Annotated in this window: 18 protein-coding genes and 2 tRNA genes; 9 read left to right on the plus strand and 11 right to left on the minus strand. The window is 62.8% G+C overall.

All coding sequences use genetic code 11. The features are described 5' to 3' along the window. Positions 1 to 77: 77 nt before the first annotated feature. On the minus strand, positions 78 to 224 hold the full coding sequence (locus ACLRGI_RS22520; RefSeq protein ID WP_419203677.1) for a hypothetical protein: 147 nt from the start codon (positions 222 to 224) through the stop codon (positions 78 to 80). A 34-nt stretch (positions 225 to 258) separates the two neighbouring features. On the opposite strand from ACLRGI_RS22520, the gene ACLRGI_RS22525 reads away from it, so the two are divergent. Further along, positions 259 to 630 carry a hypothetical protein gene (locus tag ACLRGI_RS22525; protein WP_419203678.1) on the plus strand — a complete coding sequence of 124 codons (372 nt, stop codon included), beginning with the start codon at positions 259 to 261 and terminating at the stop codon, positions 628 to 630. A 141-nt stretch (positions 631 to 771) separates the two neighbouring features. Here ACLRGI_RS22525 and ACLRGI_RS22530 read toward each other — a convergent pair. The 9 genes from ACLRGI_RS22530 to ACLRGI_RS22570 form a co-directional block, all read right to left on the minus strand. Then, a tRNA-Met gene (locus ACLRGI_RS22530) sits at positions 772 to 845 on the minus strand. A 61-nt stretch (positions 846 to 906) separates the two neighbouring features. Further along, a tRNA-Thr gene (locus tag ACLRGI_RS22535) sits at positions 907 to 978 on the minus strand. A 201-nt stretch (positions 979 to 1,179) separates the two neighbouring features. After that, positions 1,180 to 1,641 carry a hypothetical protein gene (locus ACLRGI_RS22540; RefSeq protein WP_419203679.1) on the minus strand — a complete coding sequence of 154 codons (462 nt, stop codon included), beginning with the start codon at positions 1,639 to 1,641 and terminating at the stop codon, positions 1,180 to 1,182. 99 nt (positions 1,642 to 1,740) lie between these two features. Beyond that, positions 1,741 to 2,379, minus strand: a complete 639-nt coding sequence (locus ACLRGI_RS22545) for a hypothetical protein (protein ID WP_419203680.1) — start codon at positions 2,377 to 2,379, stop codon at positions 1,741 to 1,743. A 346-nt stretch (positions 2,380 to 2,725) separates the two neighbouring features. Next, positions 2,726 to 3,220: a LysM peptidoglycan-binding domain-containing protein gene (locus ACLRGI_RS22550; RefSeq protein WP_419203681.1), complete on the minus strand. Its 495-nt coding sequence runs from the start codon at positions 3,218 to 3,220 to the stop codon at positions 2,726 to 2,728. Between the two features lie 223 nt (positions 3,221 to 3,443). Then, positions 3,444 to 5,609, minus strand: coding sequence for a DEAD/DEAH box helicase (locus ACLRGI_RS22555; RefSeq protein WP_419203682.1), 2,166 nt, complete (start codon positions 5,607 to 5,609; stop codon positions 3,444 to 3,446). Positions 5,610 to 6,003: 394 nt separating this feature from the next. Further along, complete coding sequence (locus ACLRGI_RS22560; RefSeq protein ID WP_419203683.1) at positions 6,004 to 6,660, minus strand: MOSC domain-containing protein; 657 nt, start codon at positions 6,658 to 6,660, stop codon at positions 6,004 to 6,006. Positions 6,661 to 6,702: 42 nt separating this feature from the next. Beyond that, the gene (locus tag ACLRGI_RS22565) at positions 6,703 to 7,377 is read right to left on the minus strand and encodes a response regulator (protein ID WP_419203694.1); all 675 of its coding nucleotides are present in this window, start codon (positions 7,375 to 7,377) and stop codon (positions 6,703 to 6,705) included. Next, a complete protein-coding gene (locus ACLRGI_RS22570) occupies positions 7,374 to 8,894 on the minus strand; it encodes a sensor histidine kinase (protein WP_419203684.1) in 1,521 nt (506 codons plus the stop codon). The genes ACLRGI_RS22565 and ACLRGI_RS22570 overlap by 4 nt, the downstream gene beginning before the upstream one ends. A 152-nt stretch (positions 8,895 to 9,046) precedes the next feature. On the opposite strand from ACLRGI_RS22570, the gene ACLRGI_RS22575 reads away from it, so the two are divergent. From ACLRGI_RS22575 to ACLRGI_RS22590, 4 genes are read left to right on the plus strand one after another with little or no spacing between them, the layout of a single operon-like run. Further along, positions 9,047 to 9,772 carry a Tat pathway signal protein gene (locus tag ACLRGI_RS22575; RefSeq protein ID WP_419203685.1) on the plus strand — a complete coding sequence of 242 codons (726 nt, stop codon included), beginning with the start codon at positions 9,047 to 9,049 and terminating at the stop codon, positions 9,770 to 9,772. A 2-nt stretch (positions 9,773 to 9,774) separates the two neighbouring features. Beyond that, positions 9,775 to 10,980, plus strand: coding sequence for a glutathionylspermidine synthase family protein (locus tag ACLRGI_RS22580; RefSeq protein WP_419203686.1), 1,206 nt, complete (start codon positions 9,775 to 9,777; stop codon positions 10,978 to 10,980). Further along, the gene (locus tag ACLRGI_RS22585; protein WP_419203687.1) at positions 10,977 to 12,503 is read left to right on the plus strand and encodes an APC family permease; all 1,527 of its coding nucleotides are present in this window, start codon (positions 10,977 to 10,979) and stop codon (positions 12,501 to 12,503) included. The genes ACLRGI_RS22580 and ACLRGI_RS22585 overlap by 4 nt, the downstream gene beginning before the upstream one ends. Before the next feature lie 42 nt (positions 12,504 to 12,545). Further along, positions 12,546 to 13,721, plus strand: a complete 1,176-nt coding sequence (locus tag ACLRGI_RS22590; protein WP_419203688.1) for an acyl-CoA dehydrogenase family protein — start codon at positions 12,546 to 12,548, stop codon at positions 13,719 to 13,721. Here the strand turns inward: ACLRGI_RS22590 and ACLRGI_RS22595 are convergent. Next, positions 13,718 to 14,353: a TetR/AcrR family transcriptional regulator gene (locus ACLRGI_RS22595; protein WP_419203689.1), complete on the minus strand. Its 636-nt coding sequence runs from the start codon at positions 14,351 to 14,353 to the stop codon at positions 13,718 to 13,720. The two genes, ACLRGI_RS22590 and ACLRGI_RS22595, sit on opposite strands and share 4 nt — an antisense overlap. 149 nt (positions 14,354 to 14,502) lie before the next feature. Between ACLRGI_RS22595 and ACLRGI_RS22600 the strand changes: the two genes are divergently transcribed. Genes ACLRGI_RS22600 through ACLRGI_RS22615 form a run of 4 tightly spaced genes read left to right on the plus strand, consistent with a single transcriptional unit; the run spans position 14,503 to position 20,787 of the window. After that, positions 14,503 to 15,840, plus strand: a complete 1,338-nt coding sequence (locus ACLRGI_RS22600; protein WP_419203690.1) for an ABC transporter substrate-binding protein — start codon at positions 14,503 to 14,505, stop codon at positions 15,838 to 15,840. Next, positions 15,837 to 16,784: a carbohydrate ABC transporter permease gene (locus ACLRGI_RS22605; protein WP_419203691.1), complete on the plus strand. Its 948-nt coding sequence runs from the start codon at positions 15,837 to 15,839 to the stop codon at positions 16,782 to 16,784. Before ACLRGI_RS22600 ends, ACLRGI_RS22605 begins: the two co-directional genes overlap by 4 nt. Then, positions 16,781 to 17,695 carry a carbohydrate ABC transporter permease gene (locus ACLRGI_RS22610; protein WP_419203692.1) on the plus strand — a complete coding sequence of 305 codons (915 nt, stop codon included), beginning with the start codon at positions 16,781 to 16,783 and terminating at the stop codon, positions 17,693 to 17,695. Before ACLRGI_RS22605 ends, ACLRGI_RS22610 begins: the two co-directional genes overlap by 4 nt. Beyond that, on the plus strand, positions 17,695 to 20,787 hold the full coding sequence (locus ACLRGI_RS22615; protein ID WP_419203693.1) for a glycoside hydrolase family 2 TIM barrel-domain containing protein: 3,093 nt from the start codon (positions 17,695 to 17,697) through the stop codon (positions 20,785 to 20,787). Before ACLRGI_RS22610 ends, ACLRGI_RS22615 begins: the two co-directional genes overlap by 1 nt. The last annotated feature ends 590 nt before the right edge of the window (positions 20,788 to 21,377 follow it).

Consider the following 21,377-nt stretch of genomic DNA (forward strand, 5'->3'; position numbering starts at 1 on the left):
AAGGGCAACATAAGACCGGTTATCTTCCCCTGCGTAACAGAGCCCCATCCTCATCAGAGGGTGGGGCTCTTTTGTCGTTACTCGGCTGTTCGAATGTTGAGCGCCTGGCAACCTTCCGGGATGAGCTCGCGGGCAGCGGCGAGAGCTTCCGCGTAGGTTGGCTTCACCGCACTCACGGATCCGGGTTCCCCCGCTGCGGTCTCATAGGCAATAGTTACTTCCACCCGACCATCCTATTTCGCTTGACATGATGGTGGGATGCCGATCCTCCCGCCGACGTCGTTCCTCCTTGATGGCGTCACGTATGAGTTTGTTCACCCCGAGCGCATGGGGCCCGTGGAAGAGGTCAAATCGTGGGAGTGGGGGCACTACCCCAAAGTGCACGCCCTAGTGCCGCTGAAGGCTGGCGGGACGGTTGCTGTCTATGCCGAAGCGAAGCACTGGAACCAGACCCAGATCAGCGTGCAGTGGTACGACGACGACAAAGTGAGCCTGACAGCCTGGCTACCCAAGGACGACGTCCGGCCGGTCACGAACTCAGAGTGGGACATCGACGAGTACAACCGCTGCCCAGAGTGGTTACGAGTCATCCAATGGGGAAAGAGAATGCCCGGGATGCTGCCAGAGTGAGAAGAGTCTCAGTCGCCTTCTGTCGGTATGAGTCAAAGTGTGGCCGAGTGTGGCGCGTAGCCACAGTAGTAGCTACAGTAACCCCTCTGGTAAATCATCCCGGATACGAAAAAATCCCCGGTTTCCCGGGGATAATCTCTGTAGCGGTGGGGAGGCTCGATCTCCCGGCCTCACGATTATGAGTCGTGCGCTCTAACCAACTGAGCTACACCGCCACGAATGAGAAAAACCTGTGTCAAGCCGGTCAAAACCGCCTTGACACAGGCCCTCATCCAGAGCCCCCCACCGGAATCGATCCGGTGACCTCGTTCTTACCAAGAACGCGCTCTACCACTGAGCTAGGGGGGCAACGAGTAAATACTCTACCGGACGTTTTCAGAAGCTACAAATCGGGGAAAATCCGCGGGAAAACGGCGCCGACACAATTTGCGAAGACACCTGTTTCCTGATCCATATTTTGCCCAGCCGGCTAGATCCGTCGACCCCGCCGGTGTCTCGGGCCAGCTCCTAAGCGCTGCGTTAGTCCGCTGAGACTCAGCTGCGAAGCTTCTAAACGCCAGCCATGTCAGGGGCTACCTGACGGCCACGCTTTCCCCACGGAAAGACCAGGTAGTAGAAGCACAACAGCAACTCATACAGGGCGCAGAGCGACCCGAGCAGTGCAACGATGAAACAGAAGACCACCAAAGGGCTCCAGCTGCCTCCGCTCGTGTTGAAAGCCCAAAGGACTCCTGTCCAGATGCCGGGGGTCAGAGCGAGCACGAACATCATGCAGACGAACGTCATCAAACGGGGAGTCGCCATGGGCAGCCGCTCCGGCTTTTCCGCGTACTTGGACACATTCAGCCACCACGTCAGAAACTTGGCCAGCACCCCCAAGACGACCGCGCAGTTGACCGTCAGCGCTGAAGGCGCCATCCATTCCGTCGTCAACAGCAGGTAGACCAGCGTCAGGACCAGGAGGCCCAGCACGGATATTGCCACGATCTTGAGCTTCCTATAGCCCTTCAAGTCCTAACTGTCCCCCTATGGTGAGTTCTGCAGTACGTCCCCCTTCGGAACGCCTTTTGCATGTTGGGCGCAAGCCCAACTGGCCGGTCATGCCTCAGGTCATAACCTTTCTTCAGCACTGCGCCTTTCATCTGCACTACGTCTAATGGGCTCGATAGCGGCCTCCATCAGAAGACGACCCACATTTGCGCGGAAGATCTCTTCTATACGGTCCTCTGTTATCCATGGGATATCGCCAACAGGACGGGTGATCTTGATGTCCAGTTTATTCGTGTCGAGCTTTCCTGACTCAACGATCGCGCGTACACGTGCCTTGTCGGCGAACAAGGTGAGATGCGTTTCCGGGCCGTCAGGACCCTCGGCAAGTCCCGGTTGGAAAGACACCCCATCCATCTTTATTTCAGAGCCCCATCCTTCGTCCACGAAATATGCCTCTGCCCCCTCACGGATCAGGGCATCCATGCTCTCAAGCAAGGCGGCGCCGAAGATCCCCGAAGAAGGATTCATCGTGCTGTAGTCATCTACCGCGAGCCCGGCTGGTTGACCGCCGGCCTTTTCCTTTTCAAGGAGAGCGTCCAAGCACTCAATCCGGTCTATAATCCTCTTCCGGAGAACCGGCACACTCAACGGCCCGGTCACCACCCTGATCACTGTGTACCCATCCGTAGGAAGACCCTCTACATCGGTATAGTCAGGGATCTCCTCCACGAACAACTCATCAAAATCAGACACAGTCACTGGTTTCCCCCCTCATCGGCAACTAACTAACGCGACGCCAGCCTAACTGTTCGGTCTGACTAATTTGCCCTCAGGGGAAGACCCCGATGCTTAGATTGTCGGTTTGTGTGCTGCAGACTCGGAAGCGCTTCGGATTGCTGCGGCTATTGTCCTGACGGCGGCAGGGTCTTTCTGCCACAGCGTGCCGGATCGAGAGCGCGCGGAGACTGTTCACGCCCGTTTCCCTGGTTGCTGCCTCCAAATCCGCTCATGCGCCTATCAGCTCCTTCCAGGGCCTCAGGTGACAAAGGCTGGTCTGCCTCAGCGGCCAGGGTGACGGAGCTGCTGGGCCGACACTCGGCTGGCATCAGGGCAGACGGAGCACCTGTCCAGGGTAGATCCGGTCCGGATTTGGCACAGTGTCCGCGTTGGTAGCGATCAAGGCTCCCAAGTCCACGCCGTACTGCGCAGCGATGCCGCTCATCGTGTCACCCTGCTCCACCACAACCTCCGTGACCCTCGGCGCCACCGGCCCAGGCTGCCCTGTCGCTGCAGCGGCCTCAGAGGCGGCCTCCTGCGCCTGCGGCTGGACTTCCGGGGCGTCAGGTTCCAAGCCCTCCTGCTCGGCCTCCTGGGCCGCTGCGGCGTCCGCAGCTGCCTGCTGCTGTGCAGCCTGCGCGGCAGCAGCTTGCGCGGAGGCCCTGTCGGCAGCGGAAACCTCGACGGCGGCAGCATCCGCCGCGGCCTGGCTCGCCGCACTCCGGTCCCCCACACTCCGGTCCTCCGGGGCTGCTGCTTTTCCTTCGTCAGCGCCCTTGCCACCGAAGCCCAGATTCTTCTTCACGTTGTCCAGCAATCCCATGGAGCACCATCCTGTCTCTGCCTACGGCTCCTGCTTTCGTTCACCGTTGCCTCGATGGTACGGCGGCGTGATGCCCCATGGAACCCGCTCCTGTTCGATATCCCCGCCGCACAACGCCCGGCACAACGAACAAGCCCGGGTGCGAGGCGTTAAACGCGTCAAGGGGCCGGCTCGAAAGCCGACCCCCTGACGGGAACTACTTAGTGATTACCACTGGCAGTGTTTACCACTTACCCTTGCGGTTGAAATCGCGGTGTCCGCCTTCGCCGCCACTGCGGGGCTTGCGTGCGCCGTCGCCGTGACCGCCGAAGCGTGAACCACTGGCCTGGCCGCGATCGCGGTCGCCGAAGCTGCCTGCGGTGCGCTCGGAGCGGTCGCTGTAGGAGCGGCCGCCACGGTCAGCGGAGGTACGCTCGCCGTCGGACTTGCGGAAGTCCTTCTTGAAGCCACCGGCGCCCTTGAAGTTTCCGCCGCCACGGTTTTCGCGGTCGCCATAGCCACCACGTCCACCAGCGCCACCACCCTGGTAGCTGCCACGGTCACCGCTGGGCCTGCGGCCGTTATCCAGCTCGAGGTTGATCAGCTCGCCACCGATGCGGGTGCGGGACAGTGCGCGCAACTGCTCGGGGCTAAGGTCTGCCGGGAGCTCCACCAGGGAGTGGTCCGAGCGGATGTCGATCCCGCCGATCTGTGCGGAGGAAATGCCGCCTTCGTTGGCAATGGCGCCAACGATGGAGCCCGGCATGACGCGCTGGCGGCGACCCACGGAAATCCGGTAGGTAGCGTTGCCCTCGGTCAGCGCACGGGTCGGGCCACGGGAACCGAAGCCGTCCTTGGAGCGCTCGCGCTTCTGGTACTCAGGAGCTGCGGGCAATTCCTTGACCAGCAGCGGCTGTCCACCCTGGGCCATGACGGCCAGTGCTGCAGCGATTTCCGAAGCCGGAACGTTGTGCTCTTCCTCGTAGGAGGAGATGAGGTCGCGGAACGCCGCAACATCCTCGGACTCCAGGGTCTCGGTGATGCGCTCGGCGAACTTGCCCAGGCGAAGAGTGTTGACGGTCTCAGCGGTAGGCAGGTGCATCTGCTCCACCGGCTGGCGCGTGGCCTTTTCGATGGACCGCAGCAGGTACTTTTCGCGCGGCGTCATGAACAGGATGGCATCGCCGGAACGGCCTGCACGGCCCGTACGGCCAATGCGGTGCACGTAGGACTCGGTGTCGTGGGGGATGTCGTAGTTGATCACGTGGCTGATGCGCTCAACGTCAAGGCCACGGGCCGCGACGTCGGTAGCAACCAGGATGTCGATGCGACCTTCCTTCAACGCGTCAACAGTGCGTTCGCGCTGCTGCTGCGGGATGTCGCCGTTGATGGCGGCAGCCTGGAAACCGCGGGCCTTGAGCTTGTCAGCCAGGTCCTCGGTAGCCATCTTGGTACGCACGAAGGCGATGACGCCGTCGAACTCTTCAACCTCGAGGATGCGGGTCAGGGCATCGAGCTTGTGCGGGCCCATGACCTGAAGGTAGCGCTGCTTGGTGTTGGCGCCGGTGGTGGTCTTGGACTTCACCGAGATCTCGGCCGGGTTGTTCAGGTACTGCTTGGACATGCGGCGGATCTGGCCCGGCATGGTGGCGGAGAACAGCGCAACCTGGCGGGTTTCCGGAGTCTGCTGGAAGATCTGCTCTACGTCATCGGCAAAGCCCATGCGCAGCATTTCGTCAGCTTCGTCCAGGACCAGGTACTGGAGTTCGGACAGGTCCAGGGAACCCTTGGCGATGTGGTCGATCACGCGGCCGGGGGTACCGACAACAACCTGTGCACCGCGGCGCAAGCCGGCGAGCTGAGGGCCGTAAGCCGAGCCACCGTACACCGGCAGGACAGTGAAATCGTCAATGTGCTTGGCGTAGGAGGTGAATGCCTCCGCAACCTGGAGGGCCAGTTCACGCGTCGGAGCCAGGACCAGGGCCTGGGTCTTGCGGGACGGGCCGTTGAGATCATGGAGTTCAGCCAGGCGGGACAGCGCAGGAACAGCAAAAGCTGCGGTCTTGCCGGTACCTGTCTGGGCGAGGCCAACGACGTCGCGGCCTTCAAGGAGCAGCGGAATGGTGGCTGCCTGGATGGGGGACGGCTTTTCGTAGCCGACGTCCTGCAGGGCGGCCAGGACGCGTCCGTCGATGCCAAGATCGACGAAGCGGATGCCTTCTTCTTCCTCTTCTTCTGCCTTGGGGGCAGGAGCTTCGGTGAAGGCGGGGGCTGCAGTCTCAGCTGCAGCGGTCTCGACGGGGGCAGCGGCAGCAGCCGGTGCTTCAGCTTCGGCGGGAGCGGAGGTCTCTGCTACATCAGCGGACTCAGCGGTGGTGGCGTCGAAGTTTTCGTTGAGATTTTCGGTCATAGGGGGAAATTCCTCATCCATAGGGCAGTCGGCGCGACCCGGTTGGGCTGGCCGCATTACTCGTCGCGAAAAACAGGAAAAGGTGCCCTGCTTTCGCAAGAAGTCCGGCGCTATCGCAATCCCATGGCAGGACTTCCCGCTGCATCTCTTGGCTGCTATCCCAGCAGTCTGTACAGCGTTTTCTTTAGCCGGCTCTCCCTATGAAAATGCCCGCACACATTTGCGGGCCCCAACACTTACCAGTCCTGCCTCAAGAATTGGGCAGGATAAAGGGATTTCCGGAGTGGGGGATATTTCCAGTGTAGGGCACAGAGGCCCATCACCGCGACTTGGAAGTCTGCGAAGTCCGGGTGAGCTTGTTCACACAAGGCTGCAAGGCTCCCCCGCTGAAGCTCTAGAGCCCGTTTCTCCGCAGTACCTTTTCAAAAACCGGGTGGTAGTCCTCCTGCAAACGGATCTCCCCGTCGGCATCGGCGTCCAGCAGGATCTGCACCAGTTCGGGGCTGGGCCCGCTGAACCACTGGCCCACCGTGATGCCGTGTTTGGGGACGAAGGTGCGGTGGATGTGGTCGCCTGCGGAAATGGTGCCTGTCTTGATTACCCGGAGGTAGGTTCCAACCCGACCGGCCTGGGAGAATCGCTTCACCCACTGGGGCTCGCCGATCACCCGTTGGAAGGTGGCGCACGGGACGCGAGGGGACGTGACTTCCAGCTCCACGTCCAAGCCGATCTTCCAGCGTTCGCCAATGACGGCCCCGGTGGTTTCGATTCCTGTCACGCGCAGGTTCTCTCCGAAAAGACCCGCCGGCAGCTCGCGCTGCAACTCATGCGACCAGTAGTCCGCGTCCGCCTGCGAATACGCGTACAGGGCCTGGTCTTCCCCGCCGTGATCCAGCCGGTTCGCCTGCACATCCCCGTGAAGCCCAAGCTTATGAACCTTGACCGGCCCCTCAACCGGGCGTTTGTCCATGCCAGTGACTCCCACACTCCCTTGGGGGTCGGGAAGCAACTGGTGGACACGGCAGACGGCAAGGAGGGACGCGGTGTTCATGGACACCAGTGTACGGAGGGCAAAGCCAGGATGGGGCCGGGTTTAAGGATCAAACCGGTAGCCCATGCCGGCTTCGGTGTGCAGGTGCCGTGGCTCGGCCGGATCCCGCTCAAGCTTTCGCCTCAGCTGCGCTATATAGACACGCAGGTACTGCGTTTCCTTCGCATACGCCTGGCCCCAGACCTGCGTGAGGATCTGCTGCTGGCTCACCAGTTTCCCCTTGTTGCGAACCAGCAACTCGAGGATGTTCCATTCCGTGGGCGTCAGACGCACTTCCGCGCCATCCTTGAGGATCTTTTTGCCCGCCATGTCAACCATGAAGTCCGCGGTGGCCAGTGTTGGTTCCTCGCGTCCGGTCACCACCCGCCGCGAAGCCACCCGAAGCCGCGCCAGCAGCTCATCCAAACCGAACGGCTTGGTCACGTAGTCGTCCGCACCGGCGTCGAGCGCTTCAACTTTGTCCTCCGAGGCGTGCCGGGCGGACAAAACAACGATGGGCATGCTGCTCCAACCGCGGATGCGACGAATGATCTCCACGCCGTCCATGTCCGGCAGGCCGAGATCCAGCACCACGATTTCCACGGGCTGCTTGGCAGCAGCTTTCAGGGCGTCCGCGCCGGTTCCCACAGTCAACGCCTGGTAGCCATGGGCCTGGAGGGTGATCTGCATGGCCCTGGCAATACGGGCTTCGTCCTCGACGATCAGCACCAGCGTCATTGCGGGCCGCCGGTCCACAGCGGCAAGGTGACTACCATGGTCAAGCCGCCACCCGGCGTCGGCTCCGCTGCGAGCCTTCCGCCCATGGCCTCACTGAACCCCTTCGCCACAGCCAGTCCCAGGCCGATCCCGCCACCGGCGCCGGTACCGCCGCCGGGCGCGGGTGACGGCGAATCGCCAAAGCGCTGGAACGGCTGGAAAATGTCCACCACTTCCTTATGCCCTACTCCCCTGCCGTGATCGACGATCCTCAGTTCGCTGGCCGGCCGGTCCCCCACGGTGATGCCGGCACCTGCGCGCGCAGTCAGGACGACATCGGAGTCCGGCGCATACTTCACCGCATTCTCCACGATGTTGGCCACCACCCTCTCGAGCATTCCGGCGTCGGCCTGCACTGGGGGAAGATTGGGCGGCAGTTCATTGCGCAGGCGCTCCCTCGGGATTCCCCGAAGCGCCTCCGGCAACACCTCAGCCCACACAATCCCGGTCAACAGCGGATTGACCGCGTCCGCCGTGATCCGTGACATGTCCAGGAGATTGTCCACCAAGTGGTCCAGTCGGTCCGCATAGTCCTCGATGGTCTCCAGCAACTCGCGCTCAACATCCGGCGGGAAATTCACATCTTCCTGGCGCAGGCTGCTGACAGCGAGCTTGATTCCGGCCAACGGCGTCCGGAGGTCATGCGACACAGCACGAAGGATGGACGTCCGCATCTTGTTGCCCTCGGCCAACCTGACGTTATCCCGCCGGCTCTTCACCAACTGCTGCCGCTCCCGGACAGCCACCACGAAAGCCCCGAACGCAGCCAGCATCCGTTGATGTTGGGCAGACAACTGACCGCCGCGCAGCAACAGGGTGTAGTGGGGATCGACGACGGCGGCATGGTCGGCGGCGGCATGGGTCACCGGCGGATTCGGCCCGGCACTGGCCAGGACACGCCATTCGGGCTGCGCGCCGTTTGGCAAACCTTGCCCTGATGAACCCAGCAGCGTCACGGCCTCCATGCCCAGGTTGCTGCGCACTTTCTCAAGGAAAGATTCCAGGCTTCCATCTGAGCTAAGGATGCGCAGGGCGAGCTCACTGAGGGCCGTGGCCTCCGCCCCGGAGCGCGCTGCCTCCTGGGCGCGGCGGCTGGCGAGGCCCACTGCGAGCGCAACGCCACAGGCCACCGCAAGGAAAACCACCAACGTGAACAACGTGGTGGGATCAGCGATGGAGAGTGAACCAACGGGATCGGCGGAGAAGTAGTTAAGGAGGAAGCTGCCCAGCACCGCGGCCACCACGGCCGGCCACAAACCCCCGATGGCCGCCACCGCAACAGCTACGGCGAGCTGCAACAGCATGATCATGGCGAAGTTGCGGAAACCGAAGATGGTGACCAGGAGTTCGATGCCGGGCGGCAACAGGACAGCCAGCACCAGGCCCGTAATAACCCGGCCGGTGCCGATGCCTCGAACCGGCGGAAGCCTCAGCAGCACGCCGTCGTCGCCGTTGCTGTGTGCTTCAGGTCCCGCCATGGCTACATCCTTACATGGTTCCGCCGGTGGGGAGTTGTCCCCATTTACGGCTGTCACCCGTGCCTGCGCCGCGCACAAGGACTAGGCTTGCTCTGAGCATTCTGGTCCGGCGTGGCGCCGGACACTACAACGGTCTATCCAGGGGGATACACATGGGCCCGAAAGACAGCCCTGACGCAGCCGGCAACAATGGCGGCAGCAGGGACAACAACGGCGACTTCGAGGCGGCGAATAACCAGCCGAAGCCTCCTCCCTGGCAGGTTCCCAAGCCCGAGCTGCACCCGGAGCTGTTCACGCCCTTGGAGAACGGCCCTGCGCAAGGCAGCGGCCAAGGCAGCCCCGGCCAAGGCAGTACCGGCAAGAGGAAGAAGACACCCGCAGGGGCAACCCCAACCGGAGCTGGAGCGCCCCTGCCCGGCCAGCCCCTCCCCGTGCTTGACCCCTTCGCCAAAGAACGCGAACGCGGTGAGGCCGAGGCAGCCAAGAAGAAGAAGCGCTCGCAGCGCCGCACCGTGGTGGTTGGCTTGGGCGTAACTGCCCTCCTCGCTGGAACCATCACGGCGATCGTGGCCAGTAACGAGAAGGAAGCGGACTACGCCCAGGTCTGTTTCAACGAGGAAACAGGCGAACGCGTTGACGACAACCAATGCGACAACAGCAGTTCGGCGGGACGCAGCTCCGCCGTCTACGCCTGGTACTTCTACTCGCGGGGAGCCAGTGTGCCCGCCATAGGGCAAAACCGAAGCTCCTACCCGAGCTATACAAAGAATGTGCCCACGGATGCGAAGACTTCCAAGGGGTACAGCACCAAGGGCGGCACGGTCAGCCGCGGCGGCTTTGGCAGCAGCTCCAAAAGCGGCGGAAGCTCGGGAGGCTAGGCGTGCGTCGACTCCCCTCCGAGCCACGGCCGGACTGGAAGCAGAAGATCGAGGAACAGGGCTTGGTATTTTCCACTACCACCATGCCCGATGGCCGCAAGATCGAATACTGGAACGAATCTGCCTACTACGAATTCACCATGGACGAGGTGGAAACCCTCGAGAAGACCGCCGAGGACATGCACCTGATGTGCTTGGAGGCCGCGAAATACCTGGCCACCGGCGCTATGGGAGATATCGGCATCGGTCAACAGGCACTGGAACTCGCCGGCGAGTCGCTGCTGGCGGCGGACATGGATATTTACGGTCGCTTCGACTTCATCTATGACGGCAAGGGCGGCCCGGCAAAAATGCTGGAGTACAACGCCGATACCCCCACCGGCCTGATCGAAGCTTCCGTGGCGCAATGGTTCTGGCTTCAGGATGTTTTCCCGGAGAAGGACCAGTGGAACGGAATCCATGAGGCCTTGATCCGGCAGTGGAAGAAACTCCAGTTCCGCACCGGCATGAGCACCCTGCATGTTGCCCACTCGGAGGCGGAGGAATCCGGCGAGGACTGGATGACTGCCGCTTACATGCGCGATGTTGCGAGCCAGGGCGGGTGGACCACCATCGGCATCAATATGTCGGACATTGGCTGGGATCCCAACCTGAACAGGTTCGTGGACCTGGACAACTTCATGATCAGCACCATGTTCAAGCTGTACCCGTGGGAACTGATGATGAAGGAGCCATTCGGGCACCGCCTCCTCCAGCGCGCCCACAACCCCCGCTGGGTTGAGCCGGCATGGAAGATGCTGCTGTCCAACAAGGCCTTGCTGGCTGCTTTATGGCACCTGTATCCCAACCACGAGAACCTTCTTCCCGCTTACCTCGGCGATCCGGGTCCCCTGAAGGAATGGGTGGCCAAGCCGCTGCACGGCCGTGAGGGTGACAACATCCGCATCCACGCCCCGGGCATCGAGATCCAGCAGCCCGGCGGTTACGGGCGCGAAGGCTGGTGCTTCCAGCAGTACCATTCCCTGCCCGACTTTGACGGAAACCATCCAGTCCTGGGTCTGTGGGTAGTGGACGGCGAATCCGTGGGCTGTGGCATCCGCGAATCCGACGGACCCATCACGGACTACTTCTGCCGCTTTGTCCCCAACACCATCGACGCCCCGGCGCCCATCGCGCCCCCTGCTACTTCCTACGGAGCTGCACTATGAGCACTGAAATTTCGACGCCGGGTGGCGGCTCAGCGGGCGGCGACCGGACCGCCGTCGTACCTTCCAAAGGCCTCCACGCCGGGATCCTGGACCTTGGCGACTCCGTCATGCTGGGCCTTGCGTCCACCGCACCCGTCTACTCGCTGGCGGCCACGCTGGGCCTCATTGTTGCCGTCAACGGCAACTACACTCCCCTGATCCTGATCCTCGGCTTCATCCCGGTGCTGTTTATTGCCTACGCGTTCCGTGAGCTCAACAGCGCCATGCCCGACTGCGGCACTACGTTCTTCTGGGCGCGCAAAGCCTTCGGGCCGTGGGCGGGCTGGCTGGGTGGCTGGGGCGTGGCCCTCGCAGGCGTTGTGGTGTTGGCCAACCTGGCGCAAATTGCCGGCAAGTACCTGTGGCTGCTGATCGGTGACGGTTCGTTGGCCGAGAACACCTGGCTGGTGACGGCTACCGGCGTGCTGTTCATCGTGTTCATGACCTACGTGAACCATCGTGGCATCCGGCTTGGCGAGCACGTCCAACGCACCCTGACCTACATCCAGTACATCTCGTTGGGCATCTTCGCTGTGGCCATCGTCTTCCGGATCGCCGGTGGAGCGCCTGAAGGACAGCCCTTCGACTTCGAATGGTTCAACCCTGCCGGCGCCTTTGCCGACCCCGGCGCCGTGGTCCACGGAGTGCTGCTCGCCCTGTTCATCTATTGGGGCTGGGACACGTGCCTGGCGCTGAACGAAGAGACGGAAAACCCGGCCAAGACCCCCGGCCGCGGCGCCGTGATCTCGGCCTCGGTCCTGGTAGCGATCTACGTTTCAGTGGCCCTTTTGGTCATGATGTACGCAACGATCGGTACCGACGGTATCGGGCTGGGCAACGAAGCGAACCAGGACGACGTCTTCCTGGCCATGAAAGATGTTGTGCTGGGTCCTTGGGGCTGGCTGATCATCGTGGCGGTGCTGGCTTCCGTCTTGTCCTCCACACAAACCACCATCCTCCCGACCGCCCGCGGAACCCTGTCCATGGGTGTCCACGGCGCCCTTCCACCCCGGTTTGGCAAGGTCCACGAACGTTTCATGACCCCGGGCTTCTCCACTCAGGTGATGGGCGCGGTGGCCGTGGTGTATTACGTGGCCATGAGCTTCCTGAGCGAAAACCTGCTTTCGGACTCGATCAGTGCCATCAGCCTGTTCATCGCGTTTTACTACGCACTGACCGGCTTCTCCTGTGTGTGGTTCTTCCGCTCCACGCTCCGGGATTCCGCCAGGAACCTGTGGTTCCGCGGCATCCTGCCCTTCCTGGGTGCGCTGTCCCTCACGGTCGCGTTCTTCATTTCGGCGGTCCAGATGTGGGACCCGGCCTACGGCGACACACAGATCTTCGGCATCGGCGGGGCGTTCGTCAGCGGCGTGTTGCTGCTGGCCCTGGGCGTCGTTCTGGCCGTCGTTTGCCGTTTCGCACCCTCCACCCGAGGCTATTTCACGGGTGAGCGGGCCGGGGCCGGGGCAGTCCGCGGCGAGTAGGCTGCGCTCCCTCCCGCAAGGACAGCCGCCTAGGATGCTGGAATGAGCGATTCAATGACGAACACCTCAGACGTCCTTGCCCTCGATTCCCTGCTGACTGCGGACGAGCTGGCCCTCCGTGATCGGGTCCGCGACTACACCGCGCAACGGATCCGCCCGAACATCGCGCGCTGGTATGAGGACGCTCATTTCCCACGGGAGCTCGCCCCTGAGTTGGGCGAGCTAGGTGTCCTGGGGATGCACTTGGAGGGTTACGGCTGTCCCGGGAGGACCGCCGTCGAATATGGCCTTGCAGCGATGGAACTGGAAGCCGGCGACTCGGGGGTCCGCACGTTCGTCTCGGTGCAGGGCTCCCTTGCCATGACGGCGATCCATAAGTGGGGTTCGGAGGCGCAGAAAGAGCAGTGGCTGCCTCGGATGGCTGCCGGGGAGTTGATCGGATGCTTCGCCCTGACGGAGCCGACGGCGGGCTCGGATCCGTCATCCATGACCACCTTTGCCCGCGAAACGGATGACGGCTGGGTCTTGGATGGGTCCAAGCGCTGGATCGGCCTCGCCTCGATCGCCGACGTCATGGTGGTGTGGGCCAACACCGAGGACGGGATCCGGGGCTTCCTTGTTCCCGCCGGAACGCCGGGTGTGACCGCGACGCCCATAGAGCCGAAGCTCTCCATGCGGGCTTCGGTTCAGTGCGATGTAAAGTTCGACGGCGTGCGGCTGGGTCCTGAGGCCATCCTCCCGGGGGCGCTGGGGCTTCGGGGACCGTTCTCGTGCCTGAACGAGGCGCGCTACGGTATCGCGTGGGGTGCCATGGGAGCTGCCCGCGACTCCTACGAAGCTGCATTGGAGTACGCCGGAAACCGACTCCAGTTCGGTCGTCCGTTGGCCGGCTACCAGCTGACTCAGGAGAAGCTGGTGAACATGCTGGTGGAAATCCAGAAAGGAACCATGTTGGCCCTGCATTTGGGCCGTTTGAAGGACGCGGGCCACCTCCAGCCCCAGCAGATTTCCTTGGGCAAACTGAACAACGTTCGCGAGGCCATCAAGATCGCCCGCGAGGCCCGCACTATCCTGGGCGGTAACGGCGTCACCTTGGATTACTCACCGCTGCGGCACGCCAACAACCTGGAGTCGGTGCGGACCTACGAGGGCACGGACGAAGTCCATACCCTGATCCTCGGCCAACACATCACGGGCATCGGGGCGTTTCGCGGCTAACCCTCCCAAGCAGATGAGGGTTCGGGGTCCGGGAGGACCACCAGGTTGAAGTAGCCGCGGAGGCCCTTGACCACATCCACCTCGTCCGGGGCCAGCAGCCATTGGGTCTGCAGCCCGTCCCACAGGGCAACCAGGGACATGGCAGCCAACTCAGGGTCAACGCCTGGCCGCAGCCTGCCCTGGGCAGCCAGCTCGGCAAAGCGAAGGGCGTAGCTCTTGCGCAGGCGTTCGAAACGTTCGGTGAAGTAAACCCGGCCGGGATGGGAATCGGTGACGGATTCGGCGCACAAGACGATGTACAGCTCAACCACACCCGGGATGTTCTCGTTGAAGAGCGCCGTCCGGATTACCGAGTCCACCAGGCCTTCTTCCATGTCGTCCGGGAAGGCACCTCCGGTTATTTCGTCACGTCGCTCCAGGACTGCCATCAGCAGATCTCGTTTGGACGGGAAATAGTGCAGCAGGCTGGTTTGGCTCAACCCCACCCGGTCGGCCACGCCCTGCAACGATCCACCGCGATAGCCGTGGGCAGCAAACACCTCATGGGCAGCGTCCAGGATGGTCCTGCGCCGTTCTTCGGATTTCGCGTAGGGGCCCCGCCGCGCTGCGCGGCCCACGTCCTTTGTGGTCATGGCTAGCCAGTGTACATGCGTGTTACGGCTGAATCATGAAATTCGAGTACCCACTCGAATTTTCTGTTACCGTGGTCACACTTGCCGCGGCTGAACCTACGAATCCAAGCCCGCGTCATCGTCAACCTGACACGAAGAGGTGAAGGCTTATGACCCGATTCACGCGAAGACAACTCCTGGGCGCAGGCCTGGGAACAGCAGCCATGGGCCTGCTGACCGGGTGCGCTACTCCAGGAATGCAGTCCGTTAACGCTGCTCCAACCATCCCGCCCGCCCCCGGCGAACCCGTACGCCTGAGCTATTGGGCTTGGCTCAAGGATTTCCAGAAGGTCGCCGACGTCTGGAATTCAACCAACCCCAACATCCAAGTGGACGTGGTGTGGATTCCGGGCGGTAACAACGGCGGATACCAGAAGCTCTACTCGGCCCTTGCAGCAGGAGGCGGACCGGACCTGGCCCAGGTGGAGTTCCGGTCCATTCCGGAGTTCATGCTGGTAAATGGCCTGGTGGATCTGAGCCGCTACGGCGCTAACGACCACGCCCACTTGTACGACCCCACCTTGTGGAAACAAGTCAGCTACACCGGGGGTGTTTACGGCATCCCCCAGGACGCCGGCCCCATGGGCATGTTCTACCAACCGGCCGTCCTGGACAAGGTGGGCGGAGTCGCTCCGAAGACCTGGGACGATTGGGCTTCGCTGGCCGCTGAACTTCGCTCCGTGGACAGCTACCTGGACTGTTTCCCCATCAGCGATGCCTCGCCGTTTGCCTCTTTCGCAGGGCAGGCCGGCGCACAGTGGTTGCGCCCGGAGGAAAATGGCTGGGTCATCAACATGACCGACGACGCCACGCTCAACACCGCGCGTTTCTTCGACAAAGCGATCGACGAGGACCTCGTCACCACCGCGTACGGCGCCTTTTCCCCGGGCTGGTTTGCCGCTGCCGGCAAAGGTGGGATTGCCTCGACCATCACAGGCAGCTGGGGCGATGCCCTGGTTCAGGGTGTCAGTGGTTCCGAAGGAAAGTGGCGCGCAGCACCGATGCCCACCTGGGGCGATACAGGCTTCGGCTCAAGCTACCTCGGCGGTTCCACGGCTGCAGTCCTGGCAAACAGTAAGCACCCCAAAGAAGCACTCGAGTTCGCGGTGTGGCTGACCACGTCCAAAGAGGGCATCGACGCCCAAATCAAGAACAGCGGCATCGGTTGGTCACCCAACCCCGACTTCATCGGCACGGATCGGCAACAACCGTCGGCGTTCTTCGGTGGCCAACGCTACAACGAGGAAGTCTTCGTCCCCGCTACCCAACAGCAGAACCCGGACTGGTCCTGGTGGCCTATAACGCAGCAGTCCTTCAACATCCTCAGCGACGGTTTCCGCAAGAAGGCTTTCGGGACCTCACTGGTTGATTCCGTTGCGGCTTCCGAACAACAGATCATGACCGTTTTCAAGAACAAGGGCCTCAGCATCCGGAAGGAAACGGCATGACCACCACCCGCACCGCACCCACCGTGAAGCAGCCCGCCCCTCCGAGCCGCCCAGGCAAGCGAAACGGCGCCGCCGCCCGCGCTCCCTGGCTCCTGCTTGCACCGTTCCTGGGGCTTTTCGTCCTCACTTTCCTGCTGCCCATCGTTGTGGCCATCATGTCCAGCTTCACCAAGGTGACCCGCAGCGGGCTCTTCGGTGAGGCCGGGGTGACCAGTGAGTTCGCCGGCTTCAGCAACTACGCCCAGGCCCTGGCGGACGGCAGCTTCGTCGCATCCATCGGCCGAATGTTGCTGTTCGGCATAGTGCAGGTGCCGGTCATGATCGTGCTCTGCACCGTGTTGGCCCTCATGCTCGAATCCGCCTCGGCAAAATGGCCGGGCTTCTTCCGCGCCGCCTACTTCCTCCCCTACGGCGTCCCGGGTGTCATCGCCACCATCCTGTGGTCCTTCCTGTACGTCCCCGGGCTTAGCCCCTTGTTCGATGTCGCCAAGATTGTTGGCCTGACACCGGACTTCCTCGGGGCGAACAGCGTGCTGTGGTCCATCGCGAACATCGTTACGTGGAGCTACACGGGCTACAACGTGCTGATCATCGTGGCGCAGCTGAAAGCCATTCCGGTTGAACTTTACGAGGCTGCCAAGGTTGATGGCGCCTCCACGTGGCGCGTGGCCCGAAGCATCCAGCTTCCCCTGATCCGCCCGGCCCTCATGCTCACCACGGTGTTCTCCATCATCGGAACCCTGCAGCTCTTCGCTGAGGCGCAGGTCCTCAAAACGGTGGCTCCGGCCATCGACAGCCAGTACACGCCGAACCTCAGCGCCTACACAACTGCCTTCGCCTACAACGACTACAACGTCGCAGCCGCCCAGTCGGTCATCATCGCCGTGGCCGCCTTTGCCCTTTCCTTCGCCTTCCTTGCACTGACGAACAGGAAGTCCTCATGACAGCCACCGCCACGAAGCCCACCACCACCGCCGTTCGCAGCAAAGCTGCGGCAGGCCCGGACCGCTCAGCCGGACGACGTCGGTCATCCACTATCATCGTCACCGCACTGTTGGTGGTGGTGGCCTTGTACTTCCTGATTCCCGTGTACTGGGTGTTCGTTGCCTCCACCAAGTCCACCGCCGATCTCTTCTCCACCAACGGTTTCTGGTTCGCCCCAACCTTCTCTTTGTGGGAGAACATCGGCCGCGTGGTCAGTTACGACAACGGCATTTTTGGCCGCTGGTTCCTGAACTCGGCCATCTATGCCGGCATCGGCGCGCTCCTGGCCACCTACTTTGCAGCAGCCGGTGGCTATGCCTTGGCCAAGTACGAGTTCAAGGGCCGCAACCTGGTGTTCGGCACCATTTTGGGCGGCGTGCTGGTTCCCGGTACGGCCACCGCCTTGCCGCTCTTCCTGCTGTTTAGCCAGATGGGCTTGGCGAACACTTATTGGAGTGTCCTGCTCCCATCCTTGGTCTCCCCATTCGGCCTGTTCCTCTGCCGTATTTATGCCCAAGCCACTGTGGATACCTCGCTGATAGAGGCTGCCAGGATCGACGGCGCCGGAGAGCTCCGGATCTTCCACACCATCGGACTCAAGGTGCTGACGCCGGCACTGGTCACCGTGTTCCTGTTCCAGCTTGTGGGCATTTGGAACAACTACTTCCTGCCGCTTGTCATGCTGTCCGACTCCGAGCTGTACCCCATCACGCTCGGGCTGAACAACTGGCTAAGCCAGGTTGACCGCCTGCCCGAATTCTACGAACTGACCACAGGCGGGGTGTTGCTTTCCATCATTCCGCTCAGCATCGCCATGGTTGTCCTGCAGCGCTTCTGGCGTGGCGGGCTGACAGAAGGAGCCGTCAAATAATGATTAACCCCACCAATTACATCACTGACACCGGCCCCGGCACGGGCAGGAGACTCCCGGCCCGCTCCTGGCTTCACACCGATGCTCCCACGCTTTCCCTGAATGGCCAGTGGCGTTTCCGTCTTCTCCCCGGCGCACCCGGGACCCCCGGCGGGCGGGGCGTCCTTCCCGTGGGCGAGGCTATCGACGGCGTGGCCGAAGTGACCTTGGACGACTCCGGTTGGGACCAGATCCCGGTTCCGGCCCACTGGGTCCTGGAGGGTGGTGGCCAATACGGGCGCCCCATCTACACCAACGTCCAGTTCCCCTTCCCTACCGACGCACCCCACGTCCCGGACGAGAACCCCACCGGTGATTACCGCCGCACCTTCCATCTGCCCGCGGACTGGAGTGAAGCCGAGCGCATCGTGCTGAGGTTCGACGGCGTCGAATCCCGTTACAAGGTATGGCTCAACGGCAGCGAAATCGGTGTGGGGACAGGTAGTCGGCTGGCCCAGGAATTCGACGTCACCGAGGCCGCGCGGCCCGGACACAACGTACTGGCTGTCCGGGTCCATCAATGGTCGGCTTCGAGCTACGTGGAAGACCAGGACCAGTGGTGGATGCCGGGCATCTTCCGCGACGTCACCCTTCAAGCCCGTCCCAAGAAGGGAATCGACGACGTCTGGTTGCGTACGTCCTACGCCGCGGGCTCAGGCACCATCGACCCCGAGATCACCGCGGACCAGGCAGCCTACCCCGTTCGGCTGTCAGTTCCGGAACTGGACGTCGACGTCGTCTGGTACTCCCCTTCCGACGTCGCCCCGGTGGCGATCACCGGCGTCGAACCCTGGTCCGCAGAGGTTCCGCGCCTTTACAACGCAACGGTGCAAAGCTCGGGAGAGGCTATTTCACTGCGCCTCGGTTTCCGTACGGTGGAGATCAAGGGCGATCAGTTCCTGGTGAACGGCCGCCGCGTGGTGTTCCATGGCGTGAACCGGCATGAGACGCATCCTGACCGCGGACGCGTGTTCGACGAAGACTTTGCCCGCGCCGACCTCGCGTTGATGAAACAGTTCAACGTCAACGCCATCCGCACCAGTCACTACCCACCGCATCCCCGTCTGCTGGATATCGCCGACGAAATGGGTTTCTGGGTGATTCTTGAGTGCGACCTCGAGACGCACGGCTTCGAACGGCACGGCTGGGCGGGCAATCCGAGCGACGACCCAGCTTGGCGCGAAGCCTATGTGGACCGCATGGAGCGCACCGTGGAGCGGGACAAGAACCACCCTTCCATCGTCATATGGTCACTGGGCAACGAGGCCGGGACAGGCGCCAACCTCGCAGCGATGTCCGCGTGGGCGCATGCCCGGGACAGCAGCCGGCCAGTCCACTACGAAGGCGACTACACCGGGGCGTATACGGATATCTACTCACGGATGTACTCCTCGGTTCCTGAGACCGAGGCGATTGGCCGGGACGATTCCGGCTCGCTTCTGCTCGGATGCTCAGCGGCGGAGTCCGCACGGCAGCGCACCAAACCTTTCATCCTCTGCGAGTACGTCCACGCCATGGGCAACGGCCCGGGAGCGATCGACCAATACGAGGACCTGGTGGACCGCTACCCAAGGCTGCACGGCGGCTTCGTCTGGGAGTGGCGGGACCACGGCATCCGCACCACCACCTCCGATGGCACGGAGTTCTTCGCGTACGGCGGCGACTTCGATGAGGTTGTCCACGACGGCAACTTCGTCATGGACGGCATGGTCCTCTCCGACTCCACGCCAAGCCCGGGGCTTTTCGAGTACAAGCAGATCGTCGCTCCCCTGCGCTTGGGCTTCTCAACTGAAGCCCACGACGGCGGCACGCGCCGCTTCGTCTCGATCGCCAACCTGAGGCACACGGCCGATGCGTCCGACGTCGTACTGCGTTGGAGGACGGAAGTGGATGGCGTAGCAGCCACTTCGGGCGAGCTCGACGTCACCACTTCAGCCGGCGTCCCGCTTGCCGCAGGGGAATCAGCGCTGATCGAATTGCCGGAGCTTGATTTCCTGGAAGCAGGCCCGGGTGTTGGCGAGCAGTGGCTCACCGTGGAGGTGGCACTCCGCAAGGACACGGGATGGACCGAAGCCGGGCATGTCATCTCTGCCGCGCAGCTGGAATTGGCCACATCCCGTCCGCGCCTGGCCGTTCCCCGTCCCCTGGCATCCGCCGGCCGGGCAGCTTCGCCGGCTTCCGGGACCACTTCATTGGGCTCCGCGGTCTTTGAGGACGGCCGGCTGGTCTCGCTTGCAGGGCTGCCGGTTTCCGGGCCGCGGCTCGAGTTGTGGCGTGCTCCCACGGATAACGACGCCGGTGCCGGCCGCGGCAGCTACGATCTCGCCGATCCTTGGCTTAACAATGGCGACGGCGTGGCCGCACCTTCAATGGAAAAGGTGTGGAGGGATGCCGGTTTGGACCGAATTACAGCCCGGGTGGAGAGGGTTTCTGTCAGCGAAAGCTGCGTCGTGACCCGGACCCGCTATGCCGCCGCCGACGCCGCACGTTGGGTCTCTGTGGAGGAGACCTGGCAACTGTCCGAGGGCGAACTTTGGCTCCGCCTGGACATCGTCCCGAGCGCGGGATGGGACATCATCTGGCCGCGGGTAGGGGTGCGCTTCGACCTGCCGGGGTCAGTGGACGGTGCGTCCTGGTTCGGCGCCGGACCCCGCGAGTCCTATCCGGACAGCATGCACGCGACCCTTGTGGGCAGCTACTCGGCGGGCATCGACGAGCTTTCCGTAAATTACGCCAAGCCACAGGAAACGGGCCACCGAAGCGCTGTCCGCAAATTGGACCTGCAGAACCATGGCGCTTCCTGGCTGCGACTGGAGGCCGTCACGGATTCCCGCGGCCGGCTGCCCGGCTTCACGCTCTCCCGGCACACAGCGCAGGAGATCTCAGCTGCAGCGCACCCGCACGAGTTGCCGGCCAGCAAGGGCAGCTACTTGTACCTCGATGCTGCCCAGCACGGGCTCGGGTCCAGGGCGTGCGGGCCGGACGTCTGGCCGGACTACGCCTTGCGCCCGGAAGCGCGGACGCTGGCCTTCCGGATCACCGAAGCGGGCTAAAGGTCCGTTGCGGGGTCTGCTCTGCGTGCTTCCGGGAACGAATAGCGCGCAGAGCGGGCCCCGCAACGGGCGGCAGGACACGCACCCGCCCGGAATCAAGCAGTCCATCAAGCACGTGATTGTCCTGAGGCAGGAGAGCCGGTCTTTCGACCATTACTAGGTTCGCTTCGTGTACCACAGCGTGGAACAACGGCTGGTGTAACAGAGGAATTCCCGCGAAGAGCGCCTCAAACCTGACCTTTCACGAGCTCCAGGACAGCCCCGATCCAAAGACCGGGAAGCCGCCCGGCCCGCCCACTCCCTTACACGAAATCACCCCTGCCGAAGACACCACGTTCCGCCGACGCCTGACCGGCCGCGAAGAAGACGGCCGCGAGGGAATCTCCGGCTAGCCGATCAGCACCAGCAGTAGGAGATCCGGCCCTTGTTCGTCACTCCCGCCGCAGAAGGGTGAGGAGTGCGAACAAGGGCCGGATCCGTCAGGCTTGGCTTGGTGAGAAACTAGCCCGGGGTTTTCATGGCGGGCCTGTCGGGCTGGCGTGTTAATCAGGGAAAGGGTGCTCTGAACTGGGAAAATAGTGGTGTCTAAG

This window comes from Paenarthrobacter sp. PPS72, assembly GCF_048537125.1.
GTDB classification, from domain to species: Bacteria; Actinomycetota; Actinomycetes; order Actinomycetales; family Micrococcaceae; genus Arthrobacter; species Arthrobacter nitroguajacolicus_E.

Bases quoted from the DNA above. Each gene is read 5' to 3' on its own strand.
- ACLRGI_RS22550 (WP_419203681.1), bottom strand. From the start codon at position 3,220: ATGGGATTGCTGGACAACGTGAAGAAGAATCTGGGCTTCGGTGGCAAG.
- ACLRGI_RS22575 (WP_419203685.1), top strand. From the start codon at position 9,047: ATGGGCCCGAAAGACAGCCCTGACGCAGCCGGCAACAATGGCGGCAGC.
- ACLRGI_RS22525 (WP_419203678.1), top strand. From the start codon at position 259: ATGCCGATCCTCCCGCCGACGTCGTTCCTCCTTGATGGCGTCACGTAT.
- ACLRGI_RS22605 (WP_419203691.1), top strand. From the start codon at position 15,837: ATGACCACCACCCGCACCGCACCCACCGTGAAGCAGCCCGCCCCTCCG.
- ACLRGI_RS22570 (WP_419203684.1), bottom strand. From the start codon at position 8,894: ATGGCGGGACCTGAAGCACACAGCAACGGCGACGACGGCGTGCTGCTG.
- ACLRGI_RS22595 (WP_419203689.1), bottom strand. From the start codon at position 14,353: ATGACCACAAAGGACGTGGGCCGCGCAGCGCGGCGGGGCCCCTACGCG.
- ACLRGI_RS22560 (WP_419203683.1), bottom strand. From the start codon at position 6,660: ATGAACACCGCGTCCCTCCTTGCCGTCTGCCGTGTCCACCAGTTGCTT.
- ACLRGI_RS22615 (WP_419203693.1), top strand. From the start codon at position 17,695: ATGATTAACCCCACCAATTACATCACTGACACCGGCCCCGGCACGGGC.
- ACLRGI_RS22555 (WP_419203682.1), bottom strand. From the start codon at position 5,609: ATGACCGAAAATCTCAACGAAAACTTCGACGCCACCACCGCTGAGTCC.
- ACLRGI_RS22610 (WP_419203692.1), top strand. From the start codon at position 16,781: ATGACAGCCACCGCCACGAAGCCCACCACCACCGCCGTTCGCAGCAAA.
- ACLRGI_RS22600 (WP_419203690.1), top strand. From the start codon at position 14,503: ATGACCCGATTCACGCGAAGACAACTCCTGGGCGCAGGCCTGGGAACA.
- ACLRGI_RS22585 (WP_419203687.1), top strand. From the start codon at position 10,977: ATGAGCACTGAAATTTCGACGCCGGGTGGCGGCTCAGCGGGCGGCGAC.
- ACLRGI_RS22590 (WP_419203688.1), top strand. From the start codon at position 12,546: ATGAGCGATTCAATGACGAACACCTCAGACGTCCTTGCCCTCGATTCC.
- ACLRGI_RS22565 (WP_419203694.1), bottom strand. From the start codon at position 7,377: ATGACGCTGGTGCTGATCGTCGAGGACGAAGCCCGTATTGCCAGGGCC.